We start from the raw sequence: 21,664 nt of genomic DNA on the forward strand, positions 1-21,664 counted from the left end.
CAAGCGATGATATTTGTTCTAATTTAGCCCATGTATTAGAGTATTCATCCTATATGTTAAAAATTTGATAATAAAAGCGGTCGAGCATGTAAAAAAATAGCGATGTAAGTATCACAGCTCACAAGCTTGCTGTAATTTACATACCCTTTTTAATGCGCTTGCCGATATACACTCAATAGTAAGGACCCATTGATTGATATTCATTTCTTGTAAAGAATAGTTGCTAGGATAATCCTTTCGACTTTGCGAAATATTTCGCTTATTTTTGAAAAATACAGTATCAATTTATGCTGCTAAGCCCGCTGTGCGGCTTTTTAATTTCGTTTGGAGGTTGATTTGTTTAAACAAACGTCACTGGCAATGTTAATTGCTTTCGCTACAAACCCATCGTTTTCTGCCCCTGTTGCCGTGCCACAAAAGGACACTGCCGGACCAGCAAAAACCATGGCTAAACCAGCTTATCTACAAGCTGAAAGTTTCATAAGCAACATGGAAGATGCTCAAGGCCAGCATGTGTACATTGTTCATTTTAACGACGCTCCCATTGCACTCTATAACGGCGGTATTCCCGGCTTATTAGCAACAAAACAAAGCGACAGTAAGCTCCAGTTGAAATCACCTGAAGTTCGCAGCTACACTACTTATCTAAACGAACAACATCAGCAATTTTTGAAAGCTGCCTCCGCGACGATAAAAAACTTCAAACCTATTTTCACCTACAAATACGCATTTAATGGCATGGCCATACGTGTTACTCAAAACCAAGCGGCTCAATTAGCAAAATTACCCTATGTATTGAAAGTCGTAAAAGACAGAACGTATGCACTAGATACCGATACCGGCCCAGAGCTCATTGGTGCGCCACGCGTTTGGTCTGGCGTCGCCCTTGATAGTGGTGTCGGAAACTATGGTGAGGGTGTTGTTGTCGGTATTATCGACTCGGGTATCAATACCGACCATCCTTCTTTTGCAGACGTTGCTGATGATGGCTACGACCATACCAATCCCTTAGGAGCAAATAATTATCTAGGTGATTGTGCTGGCGAATTCGCCAATTTGTGTAACGACAAGCTGATAGGGGTTTACAGCTATTCAGTCATTACAGATACATATACCGATACAGACGTTTTCCCAGTTGGGCTAGCGCAAAACGGGGAAGATTATGGTGGCCACGGGACCCATGTTGCAGGCACAGCTATTGGTAATACATTGCTAGATGTGCCCGAGTCTTTACCTGAGTTTGATGCTGAAGAAAGTGACGGCATTGCAACTGGATTTGTGTTTCCTCGGATATCTGGCGTTGCACCACGAGCTAATGTGATTTCTTATCAAGTATGTTGGGGTGGACGCAGTGACGCGGGAGATACCTATGGCGATTGTACCGGTGCAGCAATAAACCAGGCAATTGAAGATGCCATTGAGGACGAAGTTGATGTGATCAATTATTCAATAAGTGGCGGTGGCCAACCTTGGAATAGTTCAACGGAAATGGCGTTTTTGTCTGCACGCAATGCTGGTATTTTTGTGGCGACATCGGCTGGAAATAGTGGGCCAGATGCTGGAAGTACAAGAAAGCATGCACCTTGGTACACGGCAGTTGCTGCTGCAGAGCATGGCCGAAGTATTTCTTATGCGAAACAAATAGGTAACTTTACAGGTGGGAATACCGGCTTACAAACGCTCACCGGCGTGAGTAACAGTGATGGTATTACAGCCCCCATTGTTTATGCAGGCGATTTTGAAAATCCAAATGATCCAGGTAATGACAGCGCGCAGTGTCTACAACCCTTTCCTGCCGGCACATTCAGTGGACAGATTGTTGTCTGTGACCGTGGTGAAATTGCGCGTGTTCAAAAAGCGGTCAATGTCAGAGACGGTGGCGCTGGCGGCTATGTCCTTGCCAATGTTGTAGGAGGAGCAACCAACATCGTTGCTGACCAATATGTTGTACCGGGCATTCACATTGGTAGTTCTCAAGGCACAGCGCTACGCAATTGGTTAGCCGCAGGCACTAATCATGCTGCAACTATTACCGCGTCCTCAGGCCAGTTAGTGGTAAACGAAGCAAGACAGGATGTATTAGCTAGCTTTTCGTCTAAAGGACCGAACAGCAGTATCAGCACATTATCTCCGACCATTGGCGGGCCGGGCGTACAAATTTACGCTGCCTACGCCGATCAACAGTTTGGCCATGATGGTCATGAGCCCTCAGCTGGCGATTATAATTACTTGTCCGGCACCTCTATGTCGAGTCCACATATTGCTGGTGCCGCAGCCCTACTTAAGGCTGTGAACCCTGAATGGACGCCAGACAACATTCGCTCGGCACTTGCTATGACAGCCTCACGTACCGTTAAAAAGGAAAACGGTGTCACTGCCGCTGATTGGTTTGATTCAGGCTCTGGTCGTGTTCAAGTCGACTTGGCCGTTGAGGCCGGTTTAGTCATGGAAGAAAGTGCGGCTAATTATTTGAATGCAAACCCAAATACTGGTGGTGATCCTAGAACGCTTAATATTCCTTCGATTACTGATAACGATTGTGTGCGCACTTGTTCATGGACACGCACGTTTACTGCCACTAAATCTGGTAGCTGGACAGTCAGCGCAGAGGAAATATCTAATGATATTTCTATCTCAGTCTCTCCAAGCACTTTTTCACTGTCTGTTGGCGAAAGTCAGACAGTCACGACGACAATTGATGTGACTGCAGCGACAAGTTCTACATGGCGCTTTGGGGCAATCAATTTAACGGCGAACGGACAGCCTGATTTGCATTTACCTGTTTCTGTGATCCCCGCTAATGGTTCAATACCTGAACTCATTAGCACTACGGCAGGACGCGACGCAGATTCCTTGTTGATCAAAAATGTCGAAACATTAGCGCAAACTAACTTCAGAGCAACAACATTTGGCTTTACGAAAGCAACGAACCTTGATGGCCAACTGGCTCAAGACCCAAGCCCGGGAGAACCATTTGATGATACGGCCGTGGGCATTGATTTATATGAGTTTACTGCAACGTCTGAAACACAAAGAGTCGTTGCAAGAGTCACAGAGAGCTCAGCACAAGATATAGACTTGTTCTTGGTATTTGATGCCAATGACAATGACATACCTGAGGAATCTGAAGTGGTTGCAAGCAGTCTTAGTTCTGGCGCAATCGAGAGTATAGACGTTGATTTAGACGATCTGAGTGCAGGTAGACATTGGATTGTGGTTCAAAATTTCACCGCCTCTACTGATGGTGAAAGTGATACTTATGGGCTAATGTACGCTGTAGTCGATCAAGAGGACAGCACAATTTCTTTAAGTGCCGACGTGCCTTCCTCTGTAGGTAGTGGTGTTCCATATGATGTCCGATTAAATTGGGACCTTGGGGCCAGTGATGCTGGCGATAATTATTTTGGCGTCATTGGCTTTGGCACAAACGGTAACCAAAGTGCAGTTTCAAGAACGGCAGTGAACGTGCTTAGAGGTGAGAACGATGTTCAGCTTGATACCACAAACCCGAGCATAAACATTGGACAAGCCACCGAGTTTACGATCGATATTCTTGGTACCAGCTCACCCGAAAACAGAAACTACGATGTTACCTTACCGATTCCGAATGGGTTTACGCTTGTTCCGAGCTCTGTTCAACAAGGCGGCGCAATATCTGGCGAAGAGGTTACTTGGAATGTAACGAAACGTGCCGATGAAGCTGAAGCCGAAACGCTTAGCTTTGAGTTAATACCCTCAGCAGATATTAGTGACAATGACCTGAGCTTCGCTATACGATCTGATGTCACTAACATTCAAGTTGCCCAATCAGAAGAGTCGATATTACGTACTGCCTTGCAGATTGATAGACCACCTGTGATTAGTATTGACGGGGCACAAGACGCTAACTTCAGTGTATTTGAAACATTGTCCTTATCAATCACAGCAGACGTCAGTGATCCGAATGGAGACCAGCTAACGGTTAATTGGGAACAAATCAGCGGTCCTGATGCCGTTTTGAGTAGCCCAAATGAAGCGACACTTGGTCTAATAGCACCTCAAGTAAACCAGCAAGAAGTGATTGTACTGCAAGCAACCGTCAGTGACCCACAAGGGAACACCGCAACCGCAAGTGCAACGGTAACAGTCAATAATAATGAGGCACCCACCCTTACAATTACGGCACCAAGCTCAGTTGTCGGCGGAACAAGCTATACGGTAAGTGTCAGTACAAGTGATCCAGAGGGTGATAACGTGAGTGTTACCATTGATGGTGTTTCGGGGACTAGTCTGACGCGCACAGCACCCAATAGTGCGGGCACATTGAACCTTGAAGTTGTTGCGAGCGATGGTATCAATGACGTTACTGAAACAGTCAGTATAACCGTGACAGCTGCTCCAAGCACTGGCGGAGGAAGTACCGGTGGAAGCAGCGGCGGCGGTGGTAGCCACTCATGGATTAGTTTACTCCTGATCCCGTTTATTGCTTGGCGTAGGCGCCAGTCTAGCGAACGCCGGAGCTAAACGACCTGGTAAATGGAAATAAAAAGAGCCTATATTGGCTCTTTTTTTATGCCTACAACGCTGTTTTACATAGGATATAGAGTAGTTTGTGATACCATTTATCACATCTTCAAAATGTTCTCCCGAATTACCCTAGGCAGTCCAATATCGTGTCAAACAAAGTTACTAAAGCACTCTTTCTAAAAGAAATGAAAGTTCTTCTCACCTTGGCATGGCCACTGCTTATTGCCCAAGTTACCCAAACTCTCATGGGCGTTTCAGACACTATTATGGCCGGCCGTTATAGCTACACAGATATGGCTGCAGTTGCCATTGGTTTCAGTATTACGATGCCAATTTTGATGTTTATTCAAGGTATTACACTGGCACTTTCTCCCATTATTTCTCGTTTACAAGGAAGCAACCAAACCGACAAAGTCGCGAGTGCCTTGCATCAGTCTATTTGCTTATCGCTAATAATCAGTCTTATCTGTGTATGCTTAATCCCTCTAGTTGATGATTTTTTTGCTTTAATGGAAATGGAGCAAGCACTCAGAACTATCACCATCGAATATACAATATTCATACTTTTATCAGCCCCTGGTTTTGCGCTTTATCAAAGCTTGAGGAACTGTTGTGAAGGCCTATCTAGTACCCGACCAACCATGGTTATCATGTTTGCAGGCCTACTGGTAAATATCCCTGCAAACTATATTCTGATAAACGGTTTATTCGGGCTACCTGAGCTTGGTGGTGTTGGTTGTGGTATCGCAACGATGATCGTCATATATGTCATGGCGTTAAGCACTCTCATTTATACCTTAAGTGCTCGGAAGCTGAAAGATTACAATTTATTCTCTCAATTTCATCGCCCTCGACTGGCTTTGCAATTGAACCAACTAAAGATTGGCTTACCGATCGCGTTCACTATCGTGTTCGAAGTAACCTTATTCGGTGTGGTCGCCCTGTTGCTCGCGCGATTTGGTGCTTCTGTCGTTGCAGCCCATCAAATAGCCTTAAATTTTTCATCATTGATGTTTATGCTACCAATGAGCATAGGTATTGCTGTGGCAATTAGAATCGGATACTCAATCGGTAAAGAAGATGCGCTTAACGCAAAAATAGCGGTCTATTGTGGGCTATTCTGTTCGATAGTAATTGCACTTTTCACAGCCACAATGACAGTGATATTGAGCACTCAAATAGCAAGTTTGTATACTGAAAACCAAGAGGTCATTTATCTTGCTTCTAGTCTCTTGTTCTTTGCCGCCCTGTTCCAGTTTAGTGATGGCATTCAAGTAGTCTCAGCCAATGCCTTAAGAGGCTACAAAGACACCCTTGCTATGTTCCTCATTAGTTTCGTCTCTTATTGGCTAATTGGTTTAACGGTTGGTGTTGTATTAGGTTTAACAGACTGGATATTCCCCGTCATGAAAGCGCAAGGGTTTTGGATAGGTTTTATTTCGGGATTAAGCTGTGCAGCGGTATTGATGTTTTGGCGAGTGAAAGTGATACAAAAACGCGTTGCTGCTGATGTATCGGCTTTCGCTTAGACTAAAATGGTGGCAGCTCAAGCTTTTAAAATAAGGGGCTTAGTTGACGTTTTAGATTTAGTCTGCAGCCTGATACGTTTTACTTGACCCCGCTAATGCCCGATTCATTTCCTGCATCTCTGAATCGCTTAAATGGCGATAAGTGCCTGGCTTAATGCCAGCTAAATCAATATGCATAATACGTTTGCGAGTTAAACGCGTCACGTCATAACCAAGGTATTCACACATTCTGCGGATTTGCCTATTCAAGCCTTGAGTGAGAATAATATCAAAACCAAACTTCCCCGCTCTCTTTATTTTACATGGCTTGGTAACCGTATCGAGAATGGGAACACCCTTGGCCATACTGTGTAAGAAACTATCACTAACAGGTCTGTTAACAATCACGCGGTAGTGCTTTTCATGAGCGTTTTCAGCTCGCAGTATTTTATTCACTATGTCACCATCGCTGGTCAATAAAATGAGTCCTTCCGATGGCTTATCTAAACGTCCTATTGGAAAGATGCGTTGTTTGTAGCCAATAGCATCGATGATGTTCCCTTTTACCTTTCGCTCTGTGGTACACGTTATCCCAACGGGTTTGTTGTAAGCAATGTACACTCTATCTGTTTTGTCTTCTGCAACAGGCTTGATCTCTTTGCCATGCACTGTCACTTGGTCGCCGTCACCAATTTTTGTACCGAGTTCTGGCACCTTACCATTCACCATGACAACACCCTTATCTATCAGGGCATCGGCCTCTCTGCGCGAGCAGTAGCCTGAGTCACTGATATATTTATTTAGGCGTTTTAACATAGCTTCTCCAGAATATGTAACTGCAATAGCCACTAACTCTTTTTCAACAATGCCTTAATCGACTCTGTCAAACCGTCTACGGTTAGCGGATACATTTTTTGCTTCATAATATCTAACATAATCTGCAACGACGCATGATAATGCCAGTACTCTTTTGGTTGTGGATTTAACCAAACAGCATGTTCAAAATGATTGAGTAATCGTTCCATCCAAACTGCGCCGGGCTCTTCATTCCAATGCTCTACGCTACCACCTGGGTAGGTAATTTCGTAAGGCCCCATTGTAGCATCACCGACAAATATCGCCTTATAATCTGGCCCATATTTATGAATAATTTGATATACATCGATGGTTTGTTGACCACGACGCTGATTATCTTTCCAAACCCCCTCATATATACAGTTATGAAAATAGAAAAACTCAATGTGTTTAAATTCTGTGTGCACCGCAGAAAACAATTCTTCGCATTGCTTGATGTGTGCATCCATCGAACCACCGACGTCGAAAAACAAAAGTAACTTGATAGCATTATGGCGTTCAGGTGCCATTTTTAGATCCAGATACCCTGCATTTTTTGCAGTAGAACTAATCGTGTCATTTACATCCAACTCTTCACTAGCACCGGTTCTAGCGAACTTTCGCAAGCGCCTTAAGGCAACTTTAATGTTCCGAGTCCCAATTTCTACATCGCTTGATAAATTTTTAAACTGCCGTTTGTCCCACACTTTCACAGCAGAGAAGTTGCGATTCTTATCCTGACCAATTCTGACACCTTCGGGGTTATAACCATTTGCACCAAACGGTGAAGTGCCTCCCGTGCCAATCCATTTATTGCCACCCTGATGACGTTTTTCTTGTTCTTTGAGACGATCCTGAAGCGTTTCCATGAGTTTGTCTAGGCCACCCATTGCTTCAATTTTCTTTTTTTCTTCGTCACTCAGATACTTTTCCATCTCTGAGCGCAACCAATCTTCAGGGATCTCCTTATCAAACAAGTTTATCGATTGAACCCCTTTAAAGTAGTCAGCAAAAGCACGGTCAAATTTATCATACTGATTTTCATCTTTGACCATCACCGCGCGAGACAAGTAATAAAACTCCTCAGCATCAGCAAAGACCACCTCTTTATCCAAGCAGGCGATAAGATCTAACCATTCTGTGATGCTGGTTTTAAGCTTGTATTCTCTTAATTTAAAGAAAAAATCGATTAACATTATCTTCTAGCCATAAACATCAATTTTTCGAATAAATGTATATCTTGTTCATTTTTAAGCAACGCGCCATATAACGGCGGCAAGGCGTTTTTCGCATCGTTATCCTGCAACACATCCGCGGGAATATCATCGGCTACTAATAGCTTCAGCCAATCAATCAGCTCAGAGGTTGACGGCTTCTTTTTAATGCCGTTCACGTCACGAATTTGAAAGAACGAACTTAAGGCTTTGTCCAAGAGGTCCTTTTTAATATTAGGGAAATGAACATCTACAATCTGACGCATTTCTTCAGCTTCAGGAAATTGGATATAGTGGAAAAAGCAGCGTCGTAGAAACGCATCTGGCAATTCTTTTTCATTGTTCGACGTAATAATGACAATTGGACGCTGCTTGGCAACTACACGCTCTTGCGTTTCGTATACAAAAAATTCCATCTTATCTAATTCAAGTAATAGGTCATTTGGAAACTCGATGTCCGCTTTGTCTATTTCATCAATCAATAAAACAGGACGTTTACCTGCAGTGAAGGCCTGCCAAAGCTTGCCCTTAACAATGTAATTACTGATATCGTGTACACGATCGTCACCTAGTTGAGAGTCTCGAAGACGCGATACTGCATCATACTCATACAAGCCTTGTTGCGCTTTTGTTGTCGATTTTATATGCCATTGCAGTAAATCGGTATCTAAGGCACTGGCTAACTCCTCTGCTAACATCGTTTTCCCAGTCCCTGGTTCACCCTTTATTAGTAGCGGTTTCTCCAGAGTGATCGCGGCGTTAACCGCAAGTTGTAGCTCTTTACTAGCAATGTAGTTTTTAGTTCCCGTAAAACCCATGAGGATCCTCAATTCAAATTGTGTGAAAAATGTAAAAACAAAATATCTTATAGCAAAAAAAAACTTTGTTTTTTCAAAATTGTGCATACTCTTATAACTGTAAAAGTTTTACGACGAACAGAACAGTAAAGATTAATAATAGCGATGGGTAAATCTTGGTGATAGTAGCACGCATAATACCTTGTATGCTTACAGTATCTCACCAACATCATCCACTCATGCTGTATAAGGAAAAGAAATGAAAGCATTTGATGATAATTCACTCGCCATTGGTCGTACACCACTGGTTAAATTAAACCGAGTGACCGGTGGCAATGTCTACGCGAAAATCGAATCAAGAAATCCTAGCTTCAGCGTAAAGTGCCGTATCGGCGCAAACATGATCTGGGATGCAGAGAAAAAAGGTTTACTAACTGAAGGTAAAGAGCTTATTGAAGCAACCAGTGGTAATACGGGTATTGCTTTGGCATTTGTGGCTGCATCGCGTGGATACAAAATCACTTTGACAATGCCAAGCAGCATGAGCTTAGAGCGACGCAAACTACTTAAAGCCCTTGGTGCAAAATTGATACTGACAGAAGCACCCAAAGGCATGAAAGGTGCTGTTGCCAAAGTGCAAGAGTTAATGGATGCTGAACCAGGACGTTATGTTCCTCTAAATCAATTCGATAATCCAGCTAACCCTGAAATTCATGAGAAAACAACAGGTCCTGAAATTTGGGATGATACCGAAGGCACAGTTGATGCTTTCGTTGCTGGTGTGGGTACAGGCGGCACGATCACTGGTGTGAGTCGTTATCTCAAAACGACAAAGGGCAAGGCGATTACCACTGTAGCAGTTGAACCAACTGACAGCCCGGTAATTACGCAAGCAAAAGCGGGTCAAGAATTAACGCCGGGTCCTCATAAGATACAAGGGATTGGCGCAGGATTTATTCCTGGCAACTTAGATATCGATCTGGTAGACGAAGTAGAGCAAGTATCCAATGATGACTGCATGGAAATGGTACAGAAACTGATGAAAGAAGAAGGTATCTTAGCCGGTATTTCTTCAGGTGCTGCAGTTGTCGCGGCGAAGCGCTTTGCAGAACGTCCAGAAAATAAGGACAAAATTGTCGTTGTCCTGTTAGCGAGTGGAACAGAACGTTACTTAAGTAGCCCATTGTTCGCTGGTCAGTTTTCAGAACTCGAAGAAGTACAATAAATCTGGCACTCACTGCCAAACTTAATTTAACTTCAAATAGTCGAAAAGTATGCTATTGAGTATAAAATATGTTATTTAATAAAGGGGCTCTAAAGCCCCTTTATTTTTTGCCGTTATAACTGTGTAATATTCAAAAGAAGATAACGTTTATATGAAAAGTGTTTTAAGAGTAGTCTTTATATGCATCATCGCCATCTCAATTAGCGCATGCAGTAAACCAGCAAAAGAAATCAAAGCTGGCCGTTACGGTATGATGAGTGATGAAACGCCGCAATATGCAGCACTCGTTTTCATTATGGCTATATATGAAGAAAAGACCTTAGATGAAGCAGTTAAAATATCTACCGACAAATTTGCGCGTCTACTACGCTCTTACCATACAAATAGCGGTGTTCAGCGCCACGTACTTAATCTACGCTTGTCAGAAATGACTGTTGAGCCAGTTTCAGGCGGTTTTCAAGGCATTACGGATTTCAAAAAAGAAGCCACTGTTGATGTGAAGATTAGCGGCTCCTACAACAACAAACGTATTATCGAGCTTAAAACTGTCTATATGGTTAGAGAAAGTGGCGATTGGAAGATTTCTGGCGTGGAAGATACGATTTAGTATCTTCCCCACGGGACCCACTTCCCTAGTAGTTCGCTCTACCGCCCTACAGCCACACCTTCGCGGCGAGGATCAGCACCTCCAACTAGCTTTCCATCGATTATATGAATACCATGCAGACCACTATTCAGGTCCAAAATACGCACATTGTGACCTTTTTCCTTCAGTGACTCTTCTAGCTCAACTAAATTGGTGCCCTTCTCCAATGCTGTATAATCGTTACGATTCGTGATCCTCGGCGAGGATATCGCAGTTTGGATATCCATATCGAAATCCACTACGTTGATAATAGTTTGTGCGACATAGTTAATAATACGACTACCACCAGGTGAACCAATAATGAGTTCGAGCTTTCCATCTTCGTCGAATACCATCGTTGGGGACATCGAACTGCGTGGACGTTTATTGGGTTCAACTCGATTAAGCGCTTGCCTACCGTCTTTTGATGGTGCAAGAGAAAAATCGGTTAGTTGATTATTTAGTAGAAACCCTTCTACCATAATGCCTGAACCGAACATGAACTCTATGCTGGTTGTCATCGATACCGCGTTTCCTTTTTTATCGACAATTGAAAAGTGACTGGTACTTGGTAATTCTGCCGTATGGTCTTTTCCTATTTGGGCATTCATATAAGGTTTACCCGGTTCAGCTTTAGAAAACGGAAGTTTTAGATCGACACCTTCTGCTCGTTGATTCAAATACGCGCTGTTAATCAGTGAAACCGCGGGTAAGTTAGTAAAATCTGTGTCTGCGATATATTGATTTCTATCAGCGAAGGCAAGTGCACTAGACTGCGAGAATAGATGGGCAAATTCAGTACTTTGCGGCCCAAACTTTTCTAATTCATACTTTTCAAGCGCTTTAAGTATCTGATACACCGTAATACCGCCAGAACTTGGCGGTGCCATGCCACAGATTTTTTTATTGCGATATGTTCCGCAAATCGGCTCACGCTTTTTCGCTTCATAGTTACCCAAATCCGTTGCTGTCATAAAACCTGGGTTAATCGTCGCAACTCTAGTTGCTTCGGCAATTTTTTCTGCTAACTCACCTGAATAAAAGTAGTCGACACCCTTCCCTGCTATTTGCAGCAAGGTATTCGCTAATAAGGTGTTCTTTTTATTCTTGCCTGCGGTAATAATATTGCCGTTAGGCTTAAAGTAATTTTGAGTGGTAACAAAGTTGTTTAACCCTGGGTGAATATCTAAGGATAGAAGCCTTTCAAGGCGAGGCGATACAGTGAATCCTTGACGAGCTGTTGTGATGGCATCATCAAACAATACACGCCACTCTAGCTCACCAAATTCTTTGTGGGCCATATCCAGTGCTTTTAAAACGCCAGGCACACCAACCGCTTTACCACCAACCACAGCATCTAACCAACGCATAGGTTTGCCTTCATCTATGAAAATATAGGGGCTAGCTTGCTGAGGTGCCGTTTCTCGACCATCGAATGTATGAAGTTTTTTGTTTTCATTATCCCAATAGAGAATGAAAGCGCCACCGCCAATACCAGACGATTGTGGCTCAACTAAGGTCAACATAGCTTGCACAGCGATAGCTGCGTCGATCGCATTGCCGCCCTTTTCTAAAATATTCTTTCCGGCCCAGGAAGCATACGGATTGGCGGCCACTACCATATATTCTTGACTTTCAAAAGCCGCTTTTTGGGCTTTGCCCGTATCCGCTTCAGGCTCTCTGTCTTCTCTCACTTGAGCTGAGGCTATAAACGAAATAAAGAAAAAAGATGTTACTAAAATGAGGGGTTTACGCATTAAACAGGCCTATTTGTAAATGTCAGTATTGATTGGTCGCTTTTCTAAAAACGCGGCGAATGCTTCTTTTGCAGGAGCGCTTACCATCGCTTCAGCGAAGACTTTTAACTCGGTTTCTATGTGTTGCGTAATCGCCACTTCTTGATTTCTCAATAACGCTTTGGTTTGTTGCATCGCGTGACTTGGCAGAGAAACTAACTTTGAGAGCACGCGTTCGACGTGAGCATCGATATCATCAGAAGGTACACATTCTGTGATGATACCACATTTGAGTGCTTTTTCAGCGCCAAAAGCCTCCCCTAACATAAGAAGCTCTGCTGCTGCTAGGTTCCCTGATATGCGTGGCAAGATATAAGAGGACGCATATTCAGGCACCAAACCAAGGTTGATAAATGGCATAGCAAACTTCGCACTTTCATCGCAATACACAAAATCGCAATGTAATAATAAAGTGGTGCCAATGCCAATTGCCATTCCTTGCACCTGAGCAACAACAGGTACCTGACAACGCAGCAATGCCAGCATGAAGCGATGAGAAACAGTTACATCCTCTGGTTTTGCATTAGATGCAAAGTCCGAAATATCATTACCCGCGGTAAAGCAATTAGTCGCACCTTTTATCAGTACTGCTTTATCATTATTATCTGTAACAGATTCAAGCGCACTTGCCATATCCCGATACATGTCTGGAACGAGCGCATTCTTCTTCTCTGGTCGATGAATTTGAATGACGAGTATTCTATTTTGTCTTGATATTTTGATCATAAGGCATCCTAAAATCGTGACTGTTTAATTTACCAGAAATAATCCTTATTTTGTTGTTTTGTAATGATAAGCTATCATTCATCTCATCAATATGTGTTTACAAAATAGACCTATCACCAGTGAAAATGACCTTCCCTGTTCAGCCTAATCAATATCTTGGCCCCTTGTTACTCGCGGCACTCAGTATCCTCGCTTTTTTATGTGAACCCTACTCATCGGCGCACCTTGCACTAGAAAGCACTTGGTGGGAGCAAGGCAACTATTATCAAGCAATCAGCGGTCATTTCTTGCATACTAACTACGTTCATTTAGCGTTTAATTTACTTGGTGTATTCTTACTATGGATGTTACATGGTGATGATTACGACGCATATTATTACCTTATCAAGTTCCTATTAACGTGTGTCGGAATATCCATTTTAATCTTGTTATTTTCGCCAGAAATTAGCTGGTATGTTGGACTATCAGGTGCCATTCACGGCGTATTTGCATGGGGCTGTATTAAAGACATCAGTAAAGGTTTGATCAGTGGCTGGCTCTTAGTCATCGGTTTGGTCATTAAGGTAGGTAATGAACAAATCAATGGCGCTGGTAGTTTGATGCCCGATTTAATAGAAGCTAACGTTGCTATCGATAGTCACTTATATGGGGCCGGAATTGGCATTGTTATCGGTGTTATGACCTACCTTGTTGCTATCTATCGCCAATCAAAAAAATAAGACCCTGACATTACATTGCAATAACAGGGTCCTTCTTCTTTGGTTTAAGCTCTAGGAAGCAAGAGCTTGGCTGGCTTTATAAATGCTCTTCGAATAATTTAAATATTCGACGGTATTCATCTAACCAAGAGCTTGGTTGAACAAAACCATGAGGTTCCACTGGGTAAATCGCGGTTTCAAAATCTTCCTTTTCTTTCTCAATTAAGATTTGTACCAGCCTAACGACATCTACAAAAAATACATTGTTGTCTACCATTGGTGCATTTATCAGCAGTGGCTTAGTTAAGCCATCAGCAAAGTAGATCGGTGAGCTACGTTCGTATGCAATCGGATCAACATCAGGTCTATTGAGAATATTTGAGGTATAAGGGTCATTGTAATGAGCCCAGTCTGACACTGGTCGCAAGGCAGCACCCGCTTGGAATAAATCAGGTTCTGTAAATAGCGCCATAAAGGTCATGAATCCACCATAAGACCCGCCATAAGTGCCTATCCGTGAACGATCAACATTCGCATTTTCAACCAACCAATCAACACCATCTTTTAAATCTTGAGTTTCTGGCGTCCCCATTTGACGATAAATAGCGGTTCGCCAATCTCTACCGTAACCTGCTGATGCTCTGTAATCCATATCTAGGACAACATAACCTTGAGATACAAGGAAGCTGTGGAACATAAACTCTCGAAAGTACCCAGACCACCCAAGGTGTGAATTTTGTAAGTAACCCGCACCGTGGTTAAACACAACCGCTCGACTTTTATCGTCTTGTGGGCCCTGCGGTGCATATACTCTGGAGTATATCGGCTGGTCACTATGTGATGATGGTACAGCGACAATAGATGGTGAGGTCCAAGAGATACTTCTAAATGCTTCGCTCACTGTGCTAGTTAGCTTCACCGGTTCAGCCGAGGCTTTAATATCCATAGCGTATAGTTCAGGTGGCGATACTAATTTTGAATGAGTAAGCAATAGTTTGTTTTCATTTGGTGACAACACATAGTCTGTCATGCCATTCAAATCAGTCAATTGCTCAATTGAATCAGTGCCTTGAGCATCTGCACCTACTCGATATATTTCATAAATTCCTGGATGCTTTTTGTTTGCTTTAAAGTAAAAGTACTTATCATCCTTCGTTAAGGTAACGTTATCTACAACGAAGTTGCCTTGGGTCAAGGCTCTGAGGTTCCCCTCTAAAGGTTTGGCATAAAGCTGTGAGTAACCAGATTCTTCTGACAAAAGATACAACGTTTCTTGATTATCAAACCAACCAAACTCATTAAATCGATAGTTTACCCAAGCTTCATCGTGCATTCTATGCTGTGTGACTAGCGTTTTTTCATCCACATCTACCGTTGTTATCCAGCGGTCTTTGTTATCCCATGCCTCTAACATGATAGCCACTTTATCACTGTCATCATGCCATTTCACAGGAGGCTCAGTTGCATACCAATCAAACAACAGACCTATATCTCTAGGTAAACGGTTTTCTTGATACTCTTCTCCCTTTGCTATTGCATTTTCTCGCTTTACCTCGGCTAACACGTCTTCGTTATAGCCAGGTAGCGCTTTATAATCGAGTAATGTTTTATCGCCTGAACTTAAATCGATGAGCCAAACATCGTGGACAATCGGTTTTGCATCGGCCACTCGTTGCCTAACGTTTTGCGCTTTTATTCGACCATTCTCTTCAATGTAATCTGGCATGATATCGCTATCTGAACGTTGCGCTTTATTTTCAGTCGTGACCACAACTGCCCATTTACCATTCGGTGCTAAGCTTGCCAGTACAGTGCGATGTGCAGGATCAAAGTAATATGAAGATGCCATAATAGTATTATTCGTGGCTTTTAAAGCAGCATCATTATCAGCTCTAAGTTGTCGATTTCTTCTTTGCAATTGAACGTAATCGATTAGCTTTATTTGCTCTTGTGCAATGTAATCTTCTGGAGCCTCTACAGCTTTTTGCTCTTTTGCAAAATGCCAACTGAGCACTTGCTCCTGCAGTCCACTATTTACCTCTACTGAGTAAAAACTGTTCCCTCTTTGAAAAGAAAGAGCGTTGTCATTTAGGAACTGCAGGTTTCTTGCACCGTCGGTACTGAGCGTCAGTTGCTTAATTACGCTTGTATTAATGTCTTGAACAAAAATATTACCTTCAAATATCCAAGCAACAAAAGGAAAATCCTCATCTTGAATAAATTCATCGTACTCATATTGGTGAATAGTTGACAAATCTGCCTTTTGACCATTTCCCACGCTTCCATCGTCAATTAGCCAAAGGTCGCGGATAGGGTTTCCCTCTTGCTTCCGGTAATAGCCCAACGTCTTACCGTCAGATGACCAAAAAGCATTTTCAGGTTCTCGGCCTAACCAGTCTGGATCAGACATGATTTGCTTCAACGTTAACTCAATTTGTTGTTGTCCATCAGCTATAACTGCCGCCTGAGACATTGTTTCTGTTGGAAATTCATTTGTCTGTAATGCTGGTGCAGATTGCGTTGTTGATGTCGCTGAACAGGCACTTAGTAAAGCTATACCTACACTCGAATAAAGTATTTTTGAATATTTTGTCATTATTAGTGTTCTTTAAAGGTGGTTATCACGTTATATTTAACTTGAGCTTAACATCTTACTGCAAATTACGTAGAGGCTGAACCTGATTGGCAACAATTCAGGTAACATTTATTTACAGCGGTTAAATTTCAAGCGCTAAGTGCCCTTGATAAAAGCAATCTAATCATCTTGAATAACATTAAAGGAACGTTCAAATGAAAAAAGCGATAACACTCATTTTTGCCCTAGCATTTAGTCAGGTTGCAATGTCAGCTGAGCAATGCCCAGACTTACTGAAACACGCAAAACGCAAATTAAATTCGCAAGAAGTTGTCAACATGTGTAATGCGTATAAAGGCAAAACTATTCTTTTCGTTAATACGGCGAGCAAATGTGGCCATACCCCACAATTTGAAGGTTTAGAGGCGCTATATAACGAATACAAGGATGAGGGTTTTGTAGTATTAGGCTTTCCTTCGAACGACTTTAATCAAGAATTCAGCGATGAGAAAGAGACCGCAGCTCTATGCGAACTAACGTATGGCGTCAATTTTCCTATGTTCGAAACAATGTCTGTACGCGGCGATGATGCGGATCCACTTTACGCGAAATTAGCTGAGAAAGCAGGCACAGCACCAAAGTGGAATTTCTACAAGTATTTGGTAGACAAAAATGGAGAGGTGAAAGATTCGTATGGCTCATTCACTAAACCTGATGACGAAAAGCTAGTGGGTGATATCAAAGCTGCATTAGCTATGTAATTCTGACGCGTTAAATATTACAAACATAAAAAAGCCCCGCTATTATGGCGGGGCTAAAACACACTCAACTAGGAACACACTTTTAACTTAAACGTCAATTTACGACTACAAGCTTTGACTACGAGCTTTGCTACGTTTCAGCTATCAGTAATTAATTAGTCTTCCAAATTTTTAATTAGTTCAGATATTTTTTCATTAAATAATGAAAAACTTTGAGATACAGACTCTTCACCCATTGCTAAACCTTCAGCATAAGCAATCTCAACATTCTCCATGCCCAAAAATGCAAGAAAGTTACGCAAGTATGCGCTTTGTGTGTCCATAGCAGTCCCCTCATATTTGCCGCCGCGAGCAGCTAACACAAATACTTTTTTGTCTTTCATCAAACCAACAGGACCATTTTCAGTATAAGAGAATGTAATACCCGCTCTGGCGATACGATCAAAAAAAGCTTTTAGCACTGATGGACTATCAAAGTTGTACATGGGCACGCCCATCACAATGTAATCAGCTTCTCTTAGTAGCTTTATGTAACGCTCTGAGTAACTAGCCAGTTCGATTTGTTGTGGCGTACGCTCTGCTTCTGCCGTCTGCCACGCTGCCATTTCATTAGCAGTTAAATGCGGCAAGTTTTCAGCGTTCAAATCTAGGTGTGTGACATCAATGGATGTCACCTGTGCAAGTGAATCAACAAACGACGCACTTAGTTTTGATGAGTTTCCTTCTGAGCCTTGTAGGCTAGAGTTAATAACGAGCAATTTCTTCATTTTTGTTTACCAATCTTCTAAGATAAACAAATTATATACCCATATAAACGAATTAAAATCGCGTTAAATAGGAGCTTAACTCCTATTTTATCGAACAGTTTTTTCAAATGCCTGGTCAAAATCGGCAAGAATATCGTCTAGCTCCTCTATACCGACAGATATACGAATTAAATTATCGCTGATCCCCATCTTCATTCTCTCGGCTTCGCCATTTTCGTAGAAAATAGTGGATGCTACGGGAAGTGCTAATGTTCGAGTATCTCCCAAATGAGTAGCACTGATCACTAACGATAAATGGTTAAGGAAAACATGTGGATCTATATCTGCATTGAGCTCCATTGATAATATGCCGCCGAAACCTCGATTGAACAATGCCTTAGCTCTTTCGTGCTGGGGATGATTTTCTAAACCTGGATAATGGACCGCATTAACCCCCCTATGAGAATCTAAATACTTCGCTAGACCTTGTGCATTTGCACATGTTTTACGCATTCTCATCGTCAGCGTTTCTAATCCGATAGAGATTTGATGAGCCGACTGAGGCGCCAATGTCGCGCCCATGTCTCGAAGACCTTTCTTCTTAATCTGGGTTAACCCCCATTGTTTTTTATCACTCACTTTATATTTATCAGCGATATTGCGAAACTGAGTCCAATCATATAAGCCAGTATCGACTAACACTCCGCCCAACACATTCCCATGACCACCTATGTACTTGGTCAATGACGTGAGTAATAGCGAAGCCCCTACAGCTTTCGCATCAAATAAGACATTTGGCGTCATGGTGTTATCAACTGCAAATAGAATGCTGCGGGCATCACAAAATTCACCAATGGCTTGGAGATCTGCAACTTGTGTCACCGGGTTTGCAATCGTTTCACAAAATACCAATTGGGTATTCTTTTTAATGTGTGACTTTAGGTCAGTAATATCTGTCACGTCCGCATAACTCACTTCAATACCAAAGTTTTCAATACTGTCCATAAAACTTCGCGTATTGCCGAACAAATACTGACTAACGACAACATGGTCACCCGCTTTTAGTAAAGATAAGAAACACGCACTAATTGCAGCCATGCCTGTGGCAAAAACCACTGCTCCAACGCCATCATCCAAAGCGTTCAGCATATTTTGAAGTGAAACGGCCGAAGAACTCGAACTACGAGAATACACATGCCCAGCTTGTTTACCTTGAAAGACATCAACCAAACCTTGCACATCTTCAAACTCGAAAAGCACACTGTTGTTCGTTGCTTCGTGCACAGCACCAAACTGTGGCTTGTTTAATAGTCGGTCGGCATGAACCAATTGGGTTTCAAAAGCTAATTTTTTCACTGATGGTGTTTCTCGTATTGACTTGTGACTCGGATAATAACATAGTTGTGCGCCTGTTCTAGGTAGCTCCCTTAGAACAAATTCACTTTTTTTATGCTAATTGCGGATTATCGCTAAGCGTTTATTTTCTATTTAATAGGTTCAGTTTTACGCATGTGTATTTTGTTTATTGCGGTTAATCAACACCCAAAATTCCCACTTATTATTGCTGCTAACCGCGATGAATTTCACCAAAGACCCACTACTAACTCTCGATACTGGGAAGACCAGCCTGCTATTCTAGCAGGAAAGGATGAGCTCGCGGGTGGCACATGGATGGGAATAAACCGAGACGGAAGCATTTCGGCCCTAACTAATATCAGAGCGCCAGGTCGCGAAGTTGAAAATGCGATAACGCGCGGTGAGTTAGTGATGAATTACCTGAACGGTAAAACCAAACAACGAAAAAAATACGCAGAAGTGCTCAGTGAATCAAGGCACAATTACAATGGTTATAATCTATTGTTCGGTGATCTGAATAAACTCTATGTTTATAATAATTTTGATGATTCTTTAGTGCCTTTAGAGGATGGTGTTTACGGGCTATCAAATGCATCACTCAACAGTCCTTGGCCCAAAATAGCCACGGGTAGAGATGCTCTCGCTCGCTATTGTCAGCATGCAAATGTTTTGGACACCGAGCACTTGTTTGAACTCCTAAAGAACAACGCGCCTGCTGATGATGCAGCTTTGCCTAAAACCGGTGTGCCTATCGAGTGGGAACGCAAACTGTCGTCTATCTTCATTCAAAGCGATGATTATGGAACACGTTCGTCAACTGTTTTACTCGTTGACCATGACAAACATGTTACATGGGAAGAAAGAACCTTTAACCCGCAGGCTGAACAAGAGTCTGTCCAGCATTTTGAGTTCGACATTAAGTCCTCATAAATGCCATAATAGCGACACAAACAAAGCACAAACACCTTGTCATAATAAATACTCACAATAAGGTGTGAAATAGAACGATAAAAACGCTTTGAATTAAACTACCAACACAGAAAACACAACTAAGTAAATAACCAAATATTATTAAGGAACACTCGTGTTTGAAACTCTTCCCGCTCTCGCTCCAGATCCAATTTTGGGTCTATCCGCTGCATTTAAACAAGATACGAACCCTGCCAAGATTGACCTTGGTGTAGGCGTATACAAAGATGAAGATGGAAACACACCGATATTAAAAGCGGTAGCAAAGGCACAGGCTATTTTGCAGGAAACTGAAACATCAAAGGTCTATATCACGCCTCAAGGGGTTCAAGGGTTTATTGATGGCATGCTAGGTTTGATTTTAGGTAAAGCAAGCCCAGTAATATTGGAAAACCGTGTCGCGGCTGTTCAAGCACCTGGGGGTTGCGGCGCACTTCGGATTTTGGCCGAACTGCTCAAACGTTGTAACCCGGACACTAAAGTTTGGGTCAGTGACCCTACTTGGGCTAACCATATTCCGCTTATCGGAAATGCGGGGCTAGAGCTAGCTACTTACCCTTACTTTGATAAAAGCTCTGCTAGCATTAAATTCGATGAAATGATGGAATGTTTGGCCCAAGTTAAAAAAGGCGATGTGGTGCTGTTGCACGGCTGTTGTCATAACCCAACCGGGGCTGACCTGACAAATGAGCAATGGCGCGCTGTTGCTGAATTAGCTAATAAAGTTGGGTTTTTGCCTTTCATTGACGTAGCTTATCAAGGCTTTGGTGTTGGTTTAGAAGAAGATGCATACGGTATAAGACTGATGGTTGAGTCAGTGCCAGAGGTCATCATTGCAGCATCTTGCAGCAAGAATTTTGGTCTTTATCGTGAACGTGTCGGTCTTGCAGCACTCATTTGTAATGACTCCGCTACTCGCAACATTGTTCAGTCACAAATTCAGTATGTTGCTAGAGGCATCTACTCTATGCCTCCGTCTTACGGTGGTGCGCTAGTTGATATTATCCTTGCGAATGACGACTTAAACTCTCTATGGCAGGACGAAGTCACAGAAATGAGAGAGCGCATGATTCAATTGCGAGCACTATTAGTAGATAACTTAGCTAAACAAGGTGCGAGTAAAGATTTTGGGTTTATTAACCAACAAAAAGGCATGTTTTCTTTCTTGTGTATTAAACCAGAACAAGTGCAGAAGTTGCGCGCTGAGAGCAGTGTTTACTTTGTAGATTCTAGCCGCGTCAATATCGCCGGTATCAATACCAAAAATGTTGAGACTTTAGCCGCCGCGATCGCCGGAGTACTGTAGAAAGTCCCCCGATAAGTTGAGC

At 42.5% G+C, this 21,664-nt stretch carries 16 protein-coding genes; 8 read left to right on the plus strand and 8 right to left on the minus strand.

Going from position 1 to position 21,664, the window contains the following annotated elements:
* Positions 1-336 precede the first annotated feature (336 nt).
* Positions 337-4,503, plus strand: coding sequence for a S8 family serine peptidase (locus RM556_RS02380; RefSeq protein ID WP_311360380.1), 4,167 nt, complete (start codon positions 337-339; stop codon positions 4,501-4,503).
* A 188-nt stretch (positions 4,504-4,691) separates the two neighbouring features.
* On the plus strand, positions 4,692-6,035 hold the full coding sequence (locus tag RM556_RS02385; RefSeq protein ID WP_311360718.1) for an MATE family efflux transporter: 1,344 nt from the start codon (positions 4,692-4,694) through the stop codon (positions 6,033-6,035).
* Positions 6,036-6,092: 57 nt separating this feature from the next.
* On the opposite strand, the gene RM556_RS02390 is transcribed toward RM556_RS02385, so the two are convergent.
* Genes RM556_RS02390 through RM556_RS02400 form a run of 3 tightly spaced genes read right to left on the minus strand, consistent with a single transcriptional unit; the run spans position 6,093 to position 8,880 of the window.
* On the minus strand, positions 6,093-6,830 hold the full coding sequence (locus tag RM556_RS02390) for a pseudouridine synthase (RefSeq protein ID WP_311360381.1): 738 nt from the start codon (positions 6,828-6,830) through the stop codon (positions 6,093-6,095).
* A gap of 32 nt (positions 6,831-6,862) precedes the next feature.
* A complete protein-coding gene (locus RM556_RS02395) occupies positions 6,863-8,044 on the minus strand; it encodes a VWA domain-containing protein (RefSeq protein ID WP_311373744.1) in 1,182 nt (393 codons plus the stop codon).
* On the minus strand, positions 8,044-8,880 hold the full coding sequence (locus tag RM556_RS02400) for a MoxR family ATPase (protein WP_311360383.1): 837 nt from the start codon (positions 8,878-8,880) through the stop codon (positions 8,044-8,046). The genes RM556_RS02395 and RM556_RS02400 overlap by 1 nt, the downstream gene beginning before the upstream one ends.
* 238 nt (positions 8,881-9,118) lie before the next feature.
* Between RM556_RS02400 and cysK the strand changes: the two genes are divergently transcribed.
* Both cysK and RM556_RS02410 read left to right on the plus strand, forming a co-directional pair.
* Positions 9,119-10,084 (plus strand): cysteine synthase A, encoded by a 966-nt coding sequence (gene cysK, locus RM556_RS02405; protein WP_311360384.1) that lies wholly within the window; start codon positions 9,119-9,121, stop codon positions 10,082-10,084.
* 151 nt (positions 10,085-10,235) lie between these two features.
* Positions 10,236-10,691, plus strand: a complete 456-nt coding sequence (locus RM556_RS02410) for a hypothetical protein (protein WP_311360385.1) — start codon at positions 10,236-10,238, stop codon at positions 10,689-10,691.
* Positions 10,692-10,729: 38 nt separating this feature from the next.
* On the opposite strand, the gene ggt is transcribed toward RM556_RS02410, so the two are convergent.
* Positions 10,730-12,466, minus strand: a complete 1,737-nt coding sequence (gene ggt, locus RM556_RS02415) for a gamma-glutamyltransferase (protein ID WP_311373745.1) — start codon at positions 12,464-12,466, stop codon at positions 10,730-10,732.
* 9 nt (positions 12,467-12,475) lie between these two features.
* A complete protein-coding gene (locus RM556_RS02420; protein WP_311360387.1) occupies positions 12,476-13,231 on the minus strand; it encodes an enoyl-CoA hydratase-related protein in 756 nt (251 codons plus the stop codon).
* Positions 13,232-13,356: 125 nt separating this feature from the next.
* On the opposite strand from RM556_RS02420, the gene rrtA reads away from it, so the two are divergent.
* Positions 13,357-13,950 (plus strand): rhombosortase, encoded by a 594-nt coding sequence (rrtA, locus tag RM556_RS02425; protein ID WP_311360719.1) that lies wholly within the window; start codon positions 13,357-13,359, stop codon positions 13,948-13,950.
* A 76-nt stretch (positions 13,951-14,026) separates the two neighbouring features.
* Here rrtA and RM556_RS02430 read toward each other — a convergent pair whose 3' ends face one another.
* Positions 14,027-16,525 carry a prolyl oligopeptidase family serine peptidase gene (locus RM556_RS02430; protein ID WP_311373746.1) on the minus strand — a complete coding sequence of 833 codons (2,499 nt, stop codon included), beginning with the start codon at positions 16,523-16,525 and terminating at the stop codon, positions 14,027-14,029.
* 194 nt (positions 16,526-16,719) lie between these two features.
* Here RM556_RS02430 and RM556_RS02435 point away from each other — a divergent pair, with 194 nt between their 5' ends.
* Positions 16,720-17,265, plus strand: coding sequence for a glutathione peroxidase (locus tag RM556_RS02435; RefSeq protein ID WP_311373747.1), 546 nt, complete (start codon positions 16,720-16,722; stop codon positions 17,263-17,265).
* Positions 17,266-17,420: 155 nt separating this feature from the next.
* Here the strand turns inward: RM556_RS02435 and RM556_RS02440 are convergent, their stop codons facing one another.
* Together RM556_RS02440 and RM556_RS02445 are read right to left on the minus strand one after the other, a co-directional pair.
* Entirely contained in the window at positions 17,421-18,032 is a 612-nt protein-coding gene (locus RM556_RS02440) for an NAD(P)H-dependent oxidoreductase (protein WP_311373748.1), read from the minus strand.
* Between the two features lie 87 nt (positions 18,033-18,119).
* The gene (locus tag RM556_RS02445) at positions 18,120-19,367 is read right to left on the minus strand and encodes a cystathionine gamma-synthase family protein (protein ID WP_311373749.1); all 1,248 of its coding nucleotides are present in this window, start codon (positions 19,365-19,367) and stop codon (positions 18,120-18,122) included.
* A gap of 153 nt (positions 19,368-19,520) precedes the next feature.
* On the opposite strand from RM556_RS02445, the gene RM556_RS02450 reads away from it, so the two are divergent.
* Positions 19,521-20,297: an NRDE family protein gene (locus RM556_RS02450; RefSeq protein WP_311373750.1), complete on the plus strand. Its 777-nt coding sequence runs from the start codon at positions 19,521-19,523 to the stop codon at positions 20,295-20,297.
* 154 nt (positions 20,298-20,451) lie between these two features.
* Positions 20,452-21,642, plus strand: coding sequence for an amino acid aminotransferase (locus RM556_RS02455; RefSeq protein ID WP_311360393.1), 1,191 nt, complete (start codon positions 20,452-20,454; stop codon positions 21,640-21,642).
* Positions 21,643-21,664: the final 22 nt, after the last annotated feature.

This window comes from Alteromonas sp. W364 (assembly GCF_031846205.1).
In the GTDB taxonomy this organism is placed as follows: domain Bacteria; phylum Pseudomonadota; class Gammaproteobacteria; order Enterobacterales; family Alteromonadaceae; genus Glaciecola; species Glaciecola blandensis.